We start from the raw sequence: 12,108 nt of genomic DNA, 5'->3' as shown, positions 1-12,108 counted from the left end.
TATCAAGCCAGCACGACGAAGCCAATGTAATAACCCGACTAGACCCTGCCAAGTGCGGCAGCAATCCAAAGCGCCAACGTTTCGGCCGAGTTTTGCCGATAAATACCTATCTTCCAATAGCCAAGTAGCCTTGGGATCAACCATGCTTTTCGCGCTGTCTTAAACAGGTGAAGCTTGCGTCGATTCTGAGGAGTTAGGAATTCTTCAGTTTCCGACAATGCCGCAATATTCGCATCAATCCAGCCTGCATAGAATCCGCCAAATACGTGTCTAATACGGCCAAAAGCGGCTCTAATTCCTCTGTTCGCCCCCAAAACATTTCCTCTATGTTGGCGGTATTTCAGGCTCGGTTCCGGATCAAAAAGAAGTATCCCATCACAACCGCTGATGAGTTGATAGACCCACCAGTCATGCGCCGGAACACGATCAATACGCCGATTCGCATCTTGCAACAGTTCGAGCGCAGCACGGTTCAAAACCATAGTGTTTCCCGCCATAACATTCTGAACCAAGGCATGAGAAAAGCCGAGCGGCCGTTTCGGAAGCCTCGATACACCTAGCGGGCGCAGAGCCTCGTCGCATTCAATCGTTCGGCTTGAATACACAGCGGGCTTACCCCTTGGAACTTCCTCAAGCGATCGAACAGCACGCGCCAGTTTATCGTTATCCCAAACGTCATCCTGATCGCAAAACGCTGCATATTCAGCATTCCTTTCGACCTGCTCCAAAAGGAACCTGAAATTTTGTGCAAAACCTCGTTTTGGCCCCCTGAATACTTTTGGAGATAACGCCTTGCAATTCGTGTCGTGTTGCCGGGAAATTTCAGAGTCATCACTTAGATATAGATCGATTTCGACATCCATTTGATGCCCAAGGCTCTCGAGCTGCTCAACCAGATACTCCTCGGGATCACACACGGCCAAAAGAACCGCGCAGAGCGGATACTCTCGACTGACATCAACGTAACACGAAGAAATTAAGTCGATTTTTTCGGCTTTCATTTGAACTCTAACACAAATCCCATTCCATCACCCGCGAACGAGGAAGCTTAAAACAAGCACGAAAACATTAAAAATTGTTCACGAACGCCATGATTTGACCATTTTTCGTTGTGCCGACGTTAATCGAACATTGTCAGACCTGTTAACGCGCAGGGGTGCGTATCTGGCAATGGGGGCTTGGGTGGCTCAGTTTTCGTATCAAACAACTTTGATTAATAGGAATACCGGTTTCTTCACCGGTATTTCCGATCTGGACGTCGTGTGGATTGGCGGAAAACCGATTTTGTTCTCCGCCACTGTGGAAGGTGGCGGCATCTCGTCTTTTTTGCTGAGCGACGATACCAACGCGCTGCTTCGAAGCCAGCGCTCCTACCTTTTCGACGGCGTTCTTGGCGCGCAACCAACTATCGAGAGCATCGAAACAGGCGGCGAAACCCTTGTTTTTACATCAGGAATTAACCGCGCTGATCTGACTGCACAGACTTACAACTCGACTGGCGGCTATTCCAATACAACCACGCTCGATGCCAACACCCAGTTTGAAAGCGACCCTCTGAACTTTGTTGCTTTGGAAACTGGCGGGCATACTTTCTTTTATTCCGTCCATACCGGCGAAATGGGGCTGCAAGCGTACGAAATAACATCAAACACTTCGATGACTGTCGTAGGAAGGCAAATCAGCTCGGTTGCCTCATCCGATATCTCCGCTCTTGAAGGAATTTCGACAACGCAATCGGACTTCATTTTACTTGGATCACATAGCGAAAGTTCAATCTCAACTTACAAAGTTGATACCGATGGATCACTCATTTATCAAAGCGCTTTGGGCGCGGAACATGGCCTTGGTATCAGTGAGATTACTCAAATCTCCACCGCTGAAGCCAATGGAAATTCTTATGCTATTATTGCCGCCCGAGAAAGCTCTTCGCTATCCGTTGTGCGCGTTGATGACAACGGCGCACTGACGGCAACCGATCACATCATTGACGATCTGAATACGAGATTCAAGCATGTGACATCACTTGAAACGACGGTCTACAACGGGACAACATATGTATTGGCAGGCGGCGCAGATGATGGATTAAGTTTGTTCAGCCTGCTTCCAAATGGGCGATTATTTCATCTCGCTTCAGTTGAGGACACAAGCCAACTCCAGCTCGAAAACGTCAGCGCTGTGGCAATGACCGAGATTGGTGGGGCGTTACAGATATTCGCCGCAAGCGCAACAGAAACAGGGATTTCGCAATTTTCTTTTGATGTTTCCGCGACTGGCGCGCCGGTCTCTGGTACGTCTCAGAACGATACACTCACTGGCACCGCACTCGGCGAAGCCCTTTTTGGAGATGCCGGAAACGATACGATTTCCGGAGGCGGCGGCAACGACATTTTGATCGATGGGTCTGGCTCCGACACCCTAAGCGGCGGATCCGGCCAAGATATTTTTGTATTTACAGAAGACGGCTCGACCGACACGGTTCTTGATTTTAACCCGTCTCAAGATCGCCTAGATTTATCGGGATTTACTTTGTTTCACGGGATCGAGCAACTCGGCATAACCAGCACATCTTATGGCGCGATCTTACAGTACAATGATGAAGTTATCATTTTGAATTCTGCGAACGGATCAACAATTTTCCAAAGCGATTTGGTAACTTTCTCACTCACCAATGCTAGCCACACGCCTCTGTTCAGCATCGCAGCTCCGGGAAGTGTTTTGGGGACAGAGTTTGCCGATGACCTACGCGGCACTATTGCGAACAACTATATGTCGGGCCTCTCTGGAGATGACGCGTTTCGCGGGTTCGAAGGGGATGACATTCTTGAGGGCGCAGACGGAAACGACCTCTTCTTCGGCCATTCTGGTGAAGATTCGATACGTGGAGGAAGCGGACGCGATACGGTTCACTACGGCGAAGACGTGCTTTATGGCGGCTCATTTGGCGTTGATGTGAATTTGGAGGCTGGAACAGCAATTGACGGTTTCGGATCCGAAGACAGGCTAGAAAGCATAGAAATCGTCTATGGCACTGGTTTCAATGATAATTTACATGGTTCGAACGCCGATGATTGGCTCTATGGAGGGGCAGGAAACGATACATTAACCGGGTCTCTTGGGAACGACACGTTAGATGGCGGTTTAGGAAACGACGCAATTTACGGCGGTGATGGCAATGACGTCCTAATTGGCAGAGATGGGAATGACTATTTCGAGGCGGGCTTCTCCGAAATGGACGGCGACGACATCCTGTATCTCGGCGAGGGCGACGACATCGCTTACGGAGGATATGGGAACGATGAATTCCATGGCGGCGGTGGATCCGACAAGATGTATGGGTGGCACGGGAACGACCTGCTGATCGGTCACGGCGGAAACGACGTCATGACCGGTGAAGGCGGAATGGACCATATGGACGGCGGAGACGGAGACGATTTTTTCAACGGTGGCTGGGCGCACGATACCATGCGCGGCGGGGATGGCGCCGATATCTTCTACCACGCCGGTGTCGAAGGGCATGCAAGCGATTGGATTGCCGATTATGACGCGGGCGAAGGCGATATTCTCTATTTCGGGCCTGGCATAACCGACAACGATTTTCAGATAAACTACACCAATACCCCGGAGGGCGACGGCTATTCCGGCGATGATAACATTATGGAATCATTCATAATCTATCGTCCAACAGGCCAGATTATATTTGCATTGGTTGATGGCGCAGGCGCGGATTCTGTTTTTGGGGTGGTTAATGGAACAACTTATGATTTGCTTGCCTAGCGTCGAAGCCAAGGCGGCAGTTGGTTCTTGGTTGTGTAGCTATAATGCTCAATCGCTTTTCCGATTTCTGCGTAGAAATAGAAATATCCGTCCTGAAGTACGGCCCCTGCCTCGCACATTTCCTTAATCATCGGCATCGAATGAGACACAACAATCGCGCCACTCTTTTGCATACGCTCTTTGAAAACCGCCTTGCTTTTGGCTTGAAAGGCGGCATCTCCGACCGAGGTGACCTCATCGACCAGATAGGTATCGAATGGTATCGCCATTGAAACGCCAAAAGCGAGGCGAGACCTCATGCCCGAAGAATAGGTCCGGAAGGGCAGCCGAAAATGATCTCCAAGTTCTGCGAAATCTTCGACAAATGCTTCGAGTTCATAGGTATCTACACCATACACCCGTGCAACAAATCTAGCGTTCTGCGCGCCGGTTAGGTCTGGATGAAAGCTGCCAGCAAATCCAACAGGATAAGAAATACTACCTGTAGAAATGATCCGACCGGACGTTGGGGTTTCAGTTCCCGCGATCATCTTGAGCAACGTTGATTTTCCTGCACCGTTGTTTCCCAAGAGACCAATAGAAACGCCGCTCGGCAGGGTTTGGTTGATTGATTTTGCAACCGTGACCGAGCGCCCATTTAATCGAAACGTTTTGTGAAGGTTATGTAGGCGAAGCATCTAACGTCGATCTCGCACCGCATAGTAAACCAATACGCCCATTGCCCAAAACAGAACGGCAAATGTAGCTGTGAGCCCTATGGTCAGCCACCGTCGTGGATACTCGGGCGATTCCGCGCGCGTCGGATTAATGTGCGAAGCCAGATATCTACTCTTGCGGCGCGCTTCCGCCCTTGCAAGCTCATATGCCTTTAACGCGCTTAAATAGTCCTGTTCGGCAAACTCTCGATCTACCATCAGGTTTTCAAACTCGCCGACGAGGCTAGAAAAACCAGGTGCGCTCGCCTCACTGGGCTTGATAGAAAACTTCTCTCGTTCTTCGTTAATCCTACCTTCGATCACGGCAATTTTTCGCTGAGCTTGCGCAACGCGCGTATCGCGGTTTGACGTGATTTCTGAGAGCAGATCGAGCTCAATGAGCGCATCGGTGTGGCGCTGCATTAACATCGCGAGGACTCCGCTTTGTACGCCAAGTTCCGCAGCCGGATCCACCGTTTGTGCGCGCGCTCGAAACTCGGTCATTGCGGCGCGCGCGCGCTTTAACCTTTCCTCTGCGCGCTGCAGTTCCAGCCGCGCAAACGCCGTGGCATCATTTCGCGCCGCCACGCTCAGTTTGTTTATCATCTCAGAGCTTTCGGAATGGATCAAACTGGCGATGATTTGCGCCATTTCAGGATCAAATGCCCTGACTTCAATATCAAGAATCCCAGCCGCAGAATCGTGTCTAACACGTACAATCCTACGCCAGTATTTGACGAGTTCTTCGATACTACCGTCCTTATGAAATCCAAATATAAAATCGGACGGAACTGAATATGCAAATCTCAGATCAACATGCTGGTCGATACGAGAAACGAGGTCTTGGCTTTGGATATACCCAAAGAGGATATCCGTATCTTTGGAGCTAGACCCCGAAACTGCGCCAAGGCTACCTAGGAAATCCATCGGCGCTGACATCTCTTCGGAACGAACGGAAAATGCAAACCGCGAAACAAACTGGTCCGCGGCGCGCGTGAACATATAGATCGCGACGATTGATACAGGGAGGCAAACAACACACAAAAAGCTCGCTACGATCGCATAATGCCGCCATTGCAGCGACGCTTTGCCTGCGACGGGGCTGACGTTAATTTGCGTGCCGGTATTGGCAATGGCTCTAAGGTTTGGGTTCGAAGAAGCAGAAGTCACACGGCCCTCCTCAAGTCTTCGCACCAAGAATAACAATTCTTAAACGAGTTCGCCGTCATAACGTCAGGGCCCATCAAGGAGCCAATTATGACGTTAGCAAACCAGATTTCATCCGAGCGCCGCTTCAAGTTTTGCCGAACCGTTTTTGCGCTCATACTTCGAGAAATGGCAACAACGTATGGGCGCTCCCCGGGCGGATATGTCTGGGCATTTCTGGAACCATTGGCAGGAATAACCTTACTTTCGCTGGTATTTTCCATTGCTTTCAACGCCCCTCCGCTAGGCTCAAGTTTCCCGCTATTCTATGCCAGCGGCTTTCTCCCTTTTCTCTACTACACAGAAGTTAGCCAAAAATTAGCGGCCGCCTTGCGGTTCTCTCGTCCGCTTCTTTTTTACCCCACGGTTACGTTTTGGGACGCAATTTGCGCGAGATTAATACTTACAGTTTTAACGAATGCGGTCGTGATGATCGTAATCTTTTCCGCGCTTATTTCACTTGAAACTGGCAGCCCAAATCTTAGGCCAATTCACCTCCTAAATGCGTTTCTAATGACGACGGCTTTAGGCTTTGGATTTGGCGTTATGAATTGTTTCCTCATCATGGCCTCTCCTCTTTGGGAGCGCCTGTGGGGCATTGCGAATAAGCCGCTGTTCATCATTTCTGGCGTTCTTTTTCTCATCGACGACGTGCCGGACAAATACGCTGATCTCCTCGCCTTCAATCCTATTGTCCATATAGTTGGTGAGGCCAGAAAAGGAATTTATTCAAATTATACAGGTAATTATGTAAATTCTATATTTGTATACGGGCTTTCGATGACGCTTTCGGCGCTCGGTATCTTGCTGCTGCGGAGGTTCCATAAACATTTATTAAACAATGGCTGAGCAAATAGGAGCATACCGAGTCACCAGTAAAGGTCTGTCATCCAGATGTCGTTCCAATCCCGCTTTGCCCGCCGCTTGCGAATTGCTCTCCAGTTCTTCTTCGCCGCAAAAGAAGATCGAAAATATATCGCGAAGATTAAACGAAGCAGAAGGTTCGATCGCACCTATTACAGAGACGCACATCCGCACCTTCACCCGCTTTTCAAGGCACTTCCAGAACGGCATTTTGCTCTTAGAGGCGAACTATCCGGCTACCGACCAAATCCTGATTTCTCGCCGGCGGATTACATCTTCTTAAACAGTGATCTTGCGCAATCTGGGGTTCGTGCATTCGAGCATTTCATTGATATCGGGCACACGGAAGGTCGCCCAATTCAAAAGTCTGATTACTTGGCCACCGATACAAGCGTTTCACCGCCCGTACTGCGACTTCCTCCACAACTTCGGAAGAAGCGTTTCGCCATTTGCCTGCACATTTATTATCCAGACTTGTGGGCAGAATTCTCCGAAGTGCTTACAGGTCTGAATATTGAATTTGACCTTTATGTAAGCGCAACCCATCGCGGAGATGAGACAAACCGTTTGTTTGAATATATCCGCGGCGATTTTCCCAATGCGATTTGCTTCGCCATGCCAAATCAGGGGCGAGACATTCTACCGTTCGTGCACTTGGTGAATAGCGGCGCCCTCGCCGATTATGACGCCATTTGTAAGATACATACAAAGAAATCCCCACATCGAGTTGATGGCGATAAGTGGCGTCGTCATCTTGTTAAAGGCTTATTGGATGGCGAGAAAACTCCTCTGCTACTTAATAATTTCTTACTCGATGAAACTGCTGCAATTTGGGTTGCCGATGGTCAGCACTATAAGGGGGCAAAATGGTGGGGCAGCAATCTTAATCCAGCCCAAAAACTTCTCCGTCGAGTCGAGATTCTTCCGAAGCCCGAAGCTCTCTCATTTCCTGCTGGTTCGATGTATTGGCTCAAACCAGAAATGATCGCGATGATCAAAGGTCTTGATCTCACACAGGAAGATTTTGAGATTGAGCAAGGGCAAGTTGACGGTACGATCGCCCATGCGTTTGAGCGCTCAATTGGTTATTTCGCGGCGGCGGGCGGGCAAGAAATCCGCCAAACATCCCAGCTCCTAAACCCGCCAAAGAATGAGAACCTCTCAAAACCGTCGTATACATCCGCATTCTATTTGCCACAGTTTCACCCAACCCCAGAGAACGACGCATGGTGGGGCAAAGGCTTCACCGAATGGGCCTCAGTGGTTCGTGCAAAACCTCAGTTCGCAGGCCACAATCAGCCGGTTTTGTCCTCGGATCTCGGATTCTATGATTTACGACTTCCTCAAACTATGGCGGAACAAACCAGTCTAGCGCGAACCGCAGGTATTGATGCCTTTTGTGTCTATCATTACTGGTTCGACGGTCGGCGCATTCTAGAGACTCCTCTAGATAACTTACTCGCGTCAGATGAACACGATTTTCCTTTCTATCTGTGCTGGGCCAACGAAAGCTGGCGTCGCAATTGGGACGGGCTGTCAGGAGAGGTCCTTCTCGAGCAAACCTATAACGACGGATTCGAAGACGCGCTTGTCCGCAGTACACTACCATATATGCGCGACTATCGATACGAACGTCCCAACGGCAACGGCCCACGGTTCATTATCTATCGCCCCGATGATATGCCCGAACCAGAGAAAAACATCGAGCGCATGCGGAATGCCTGGCGGAAACACGGTATTGGCGAAGTGGAAATCGGCGCGGTACGCTTTCACATAGATGGCGCAAATCCTATCGCCGAAGACGCTGTCGATTTCTGGATCGAGATGCCGCCACATAACATGATTACCGGAGATGACGTTCTCTATTCGAAGGGAGGTCCAAACACATTGAGGATCCCCGCAGAAAGCAATTTCAACGGCCTAATCTATAACTACAATAACCTCGCCCCGAAGGCTGCGTCGCCAATCGCGAAGAACACCATTGCCGGTGTAATGCCGAGTTGGGACAATACCGCGCGCAGAGGTGCCTCCGCGCATATCGCCTACGGCAGCAACCCACAAAGCTTTCGTAGGTGGCTAACCCAAGTTCGCAAACATCGCCTTCCAAAATCTTATCGTAATGAATTGTTCGTTAACGCTTGGAACGAATGGGCAGAAAACGCCGCATTGGAACCAAATCAAAAATACGGGACTGCGTTCCTCGACACTTTGAAAGAACAGATCGCTTCAAAAGAAGCCCGTTTCACAGTTTCCAATCAAATCGCCGCAGAATAATTCCAGTTCGCGAGGAGCAAAAATGATCATTCACGAAGACTGGATTTGGCTGCACTTTCCGAAATGCGCGGGTACCTACATTGAAAATTCGCTGCGCTCTAACTTTGGTGAAGGCAACGCAAAGTTTGATAAAATAGACCCTGAGGGAGAGGTCATTTGGCATCATTCTCTTTCACAACGGAAGGCTTTTGACCCAACATTTGAACCAAACGGAAAGCGCGTTATCTCTGCGTTTCGACGTCTGCCAACTTGGTTACTAAGCCGCATTCATTTCGAACTAAGTCGCCCTCCAAATCATGTCACCTCTCGATCCATGTTCGAGCAAGGCAAGTTCTATGAGAATACCGGATACATAAACCAAGCTGATGCACTTCTTTCATTTTTTGAGCCCGCCAAGATTACCGATTGGCTTAGACAAGAAAACTTGGAGGCCGACCTGAAGAACGTGTTCGGCGATACGTTCAAGATAAGTAAGAAGCGGCGAAACATCACAAAATCCGACTACGTGAAGCAATTGGATTTCTGGTTTACTTCAACACAACTCAACGCTCTATACGCAGCAAATCCATTGTGGGCCGAGCTTGAAGCCCAGCTGTATGGAGACATTATTCGGCTTTAGCCTCTTCCGCCTCTTGTTCACTTTCTACAACCTTATCCAAGTGTTCGTCAGCTTCTGCACCAACAATGATCGGAAGCATTTCGGATTGGTATGAACCTTGAACTGGGCGGTCTTCGGGGACTTTCCAACTTAACGTATCAAAGCTCTTGCAGGACTGACAAACTGGTCGCCACTCTTGATGAGGAGTTCCGCATTTTTCACAAACCCATTGTTCACCCCGTGGCGCGACCAATGCTTTGGAAAGCCAGCCTCTAACCGCGGCATCATCTCCGCCCTGCCCGCGCTCTATTGCTGCCATCAAAGAAAGGCTACGTGCTGTTGGGTGGGTTTCGGCGAGATCCCCCATTGCTCTGCGCGCTTCGGGGAAATCGTCCGCTGCGATGTTAAGTTCTGCAAGTAGCATTCTTGTTTCCGGGTGGTCCGGATTCAACTTTGTCAGGACTTCAAAACGACGCAGGCGATCTGCGGCAGATTCATTCGGTTCAATTCGAGCGAATGCTGCGGCCAAATCTGGGTGAGGAGCAAGCGGCCAAGTTTTCTTCAAGATACGGGTGGCGAGCTTCGGCCGCCCTTCTTCTATATATGCATCCGCAGCCAATACCGTTCCTGGTACCAGTTCCGGTGATTGTTTGTGCATGGCAATCGCAGCTTCGCGCGCCTCGATTGTTGCGCCTTTTTCGATCAGCTCAGATACTTCGGAAAGCGCCAAAACCGCGTCCCGGCGCTTGTAAACATCGCGCGGAATTCCGCCATATTTCACTTTGGTTTGAAGTGTTTTTCGAGCACCAGACCAATCGCCATGATCAGCCTGCAATTGCAACAGCGTATCCTGCATTTCCTGATTTCGCGGCTTCAATACAAAGGCTTTTTCCGCCAGCTTAAGCGCCGTATCTGTATCGCCTTCAGCAAGGCGTTGCTTAAGAATTCCTCGGATTCCAACAAAGCGGGTCCGATCATCAGTAAGCAATCTCTTGTAAACTTCTTCGGCCTTCTTGGAGTCGCCGGAAAGCTCTGCTGCTTGTGCAGTCAGAAGGTTTGTAAGCTCGGGACGGTGAAGATATTTCTCTGCCTTAGCAGCCTTCGCAAGCGCAACCCGCCCGTCACCCGAGGAAATCGCAACAAGCCCTTCAGCCATCGCTTCATAGCCTTTTCGCTCACGGTTCCGATTGAAATAACGCGAAATCGCAGTTTCGTCGCCATTCAAGAACCGAAGAACCGCAATACATAGTCCAACGAGACGAATTATCACCCAAACCACCAGTAACAGCAGTCCGGCGGCGATGGCGGCCTGCAACGGTTGGAGCGTGAACTCCATATTCGCCACAACAATGCGGACGCCTTCGCTTGATTCAGCCAGTAGTCCGGCCCCATACGCCAACAGCGCGATTAATACGACAAAACCTAAGATTTTAACCAATGACCAAAGCATAAAAACCTCTAGTTCTGAGCCGCAGACTCAACAAGCGTTCGAACCGCCTGAAGGATGTCTTTTCGATAAGTTGCCGCATCAATCCACTCAGCCATTGCCTGTTGGCCGGTTTCTGGAAGCGTCGATATTTCACTAAGCGCACCGGCAAGATCGCCCGCCCGCAAACTGGCTTCCGCCCGCGAGAGAATTGCGTCAGGGCTAGTTCCTTCGCTTGGCGTCAATGAACGAGCACCCGTTTGAGATTTTAAGAATGCGCCCATCTTATCAATTACACCCTCGCCGGATGTCTCTGCAGCAGTTACGTTGAGCGCGTCGCGCGCTGCCGCTGGGAACTCTGCTTGGAGTGTGGTGAGTGGCGCAATTCCACTGATAGAGGCGGCAAGCAACTCTGCTGATGGTTCGATGTTCGTGGCTTTCGCGAGGTCTTGAAGGGCAACATCGAAAGTAGCACCGCTTTCAAACGCAGCTTCAATCCGCATCAATGCTGCCCGCATTAATGTTGCATTGGCAGCCGCCTCTGCACCTTGCTTCAAAGATTCTGCTTGCGCCTGTGCCTCTGCAATTCTTGTTTCCGCATCTTTGGCAACTGCTTCAATCTGTGTGCGCTGTGCTTCAAGCATTTCTCGCATTGCGGTTAGCTCCCGCTCATAGGCCGAAACAGCCGCAGAAGACGCTGCATTATCCGAAATTGGTCGCTTCTCAATCTCTGTAATTCGCGCCTCAAGCGCAGAAATCGCATCGTTTATGGGCGCTTGAAAGGCTTCAAACTCACTTCGAAGTGCAGCAAGGTTGGAATTCACAGAATCCGATACCGCGGTTAGCTCACTCGCAGCGGCCTTGTTTGCAAGTTGCTCCGCGAGTGCGCTTTGGCTCTGCTCAATTTGAGCGACATGTTTATCAAAGGCACTTTCATTTGTTGAAATTCGCGCCACGACTTCATCAAGCTGGCTGCCTTCCTTTGGTAGGAAGTAAGCTGCCCCAAATCCAATCGCGCCGGCTGCTACACCACCAATCAGCAACGGGAAATAGCCCGTTCCGCTTGTGGGTTTTTCCGAAGAATCCGGCTTCTCTTCTGCCGTTTTCGGCTCTTCTTTAGCCGTGTATTCGGTTTCTACGACCTCCGCGTCCTCGATTTTTTCATCGGACTGTTCTTGGTTTTCCGCATCTGGAATAGGCTCCCCAAGCTTCAGAGTTTCTTTGTTTTCTTGGTCTTCGTTCGCCACGGTGAACCTCTTTCGTGAACGGCA

Annotated in this window: 9 protein-coding genes; 4 read left to right on the top strand and 5 right to left on the bottom strand. The window is 50.1% G+C overall.

What is annotated here, in order from left to right; translation table 11 throughout:
- Positions 1-38 precede the first annotated feature (38 nt).
- Positions 39-1,001, bottom strand: coding sequence for a glycosyltransferase (locus OU789_RS14000; RefSeq protein ID WP_274656141.1), 963 nt, complete (start codon positions 999-1,001; stop codon positions 39-41).
- A 181-nt stretch (positions 1,002-1,182) separates the two neighbouring features.
- Here OU789_RS14000 and OU789_RS13995 point away from each other — a divergent pair, with 181 nt between their 5' ends.
- Positions 1,183-3,774: a calcium-binding protein gene (locus OU789_RS13995; protein ID WP_274656140.1), complete on the top strand. Its 2,592-nt coding sequence runs from the start codon at positions 1,183-1,185 to the stop codon at positions 3,772-3,774.
- On the opposite strand, the gene OU789_RS13990 is transcribed toward OU789_RS13995, so the two are convergent.
- Positions 3,771-4,451 carry an ABC transporter ATP-binding protein gene (locus OU789_RS13990; RefSeq protein WP_274656138.1) on the bottom strand — a complete coding sequence of 227 codons (681 nt, stop codon included), beginning with the start codon at positions 4,449-4,451 and terminating at the stop codon, positions 3,771-3,773. The two genes, OU789_RS13995 and OU789_RS13990, sit on opposite strands and share 4 nt — an antisense overlap.
- Positions 4,452-5,639, bottom strand: coding sequence for a hypothetical protein (locus OU789_RS13985; RefSeq protein ID WP_274656137.1), 1,188 nt, complete (start codon positions 5,637-5,639; stop codon positions 4,452-4,454).
- 87 nt (positions 5,640-5,726) lie between these two features.
- Between OU789_RS13985 and OU789_RS13980 the strand changes: the two genes are divergently transcribed.
- The 3 genes from OU789_RS13980 to OU789_RS13970 are packed head-to-tail and all read left to right on the top strand — an operon-like array spanning position 5,727 to position 9,432.
- Positions 5,727-6,524, top strand: a complete 798-nt coding sequence (locus OU789_RS13980) for an ABC transporter permease (protein WP_274656136.1) — start codon at positions 5,727-5,729, stop codon at positions 6,522-6,524.
- A 45-nt stretch (positions 6,525-6,569) separates the two neighbouring features.
- Positions 6,570-8,813, top strand: coding sequence for a glycoside hydrolase family 99-like domain-containing protein (locus OU789_RS13975; protein ID WP_274656135.1), 2,244 nt, complete (start codon positions 6,570-6,572; stop codon positions 8,811-8,813).
- A 22-nt stretch (positions 8,814-8,835) separates the two neighbouring features.
- Positions 8,836-9,432 carry a hypothetical protein gene (locus tag OU789_RS13970; RefSeq protein ID WP_274656134.1) on the top strand — a complete coding sequence of 199 codons (597 nt, stop codon included), beginning with the start codon at positions 8,836-8,838 and terminating at the stop codon, positions 9,430-9,432.
- Here the strand turns inward: OU789_RS13970 and OU789_RS13965 are convergent.
- Both OU789_RS13965 and OU789_RS13960 read right to left on the bottom strand, forming a co-directional pair.
- A complete protein-coding gene (locus tag OU789_RS13965) occupies positions 9,419-10,861 on the bottom strand; it encodes a heme biosynthesis protein HemY (protein ID WP_274656133.1) in 1,443 nt (480 codons plus the stop codon). The genes OU789_RS13970 and OU789_RS13965 overlap by 14 nt on opposite strands.
- A gap of 8 nt (positions 10,862-10,869) precedes the next feature.
- Positions 10,870-12,084 carry a COG4223 family protein gene (locus OU789_RS13960; RefSeq protein WP_274656131.1) on the bottom strand — a complete coding sequence of 405 codons (1,215 nt, stop codon included), beginning with the start codon at positions 12,082-12,084 and terminating at the stop codon, positions 10,870-10,872.
- Positions 12,085-12,108: the final 24 nt, after the last annotated feature.

This window comes from Halocynthiibacter sp. C4, from assembly GCF_028823805.1.
Classification (GTDB): domain Bacteria; phylum Pseudomonadota; class Alphaproteobacteria; order Rhodobacterales; family Rhodobacteraceae; genus Falsihalocynthiibacter; species Falsihalocynthiibacter halioticoli.
The sequence above is the reverse complement of the archived record's forward strand: the minus strand, read 5'-3'. Positions and strand labels throughout refer to the sequence as shown.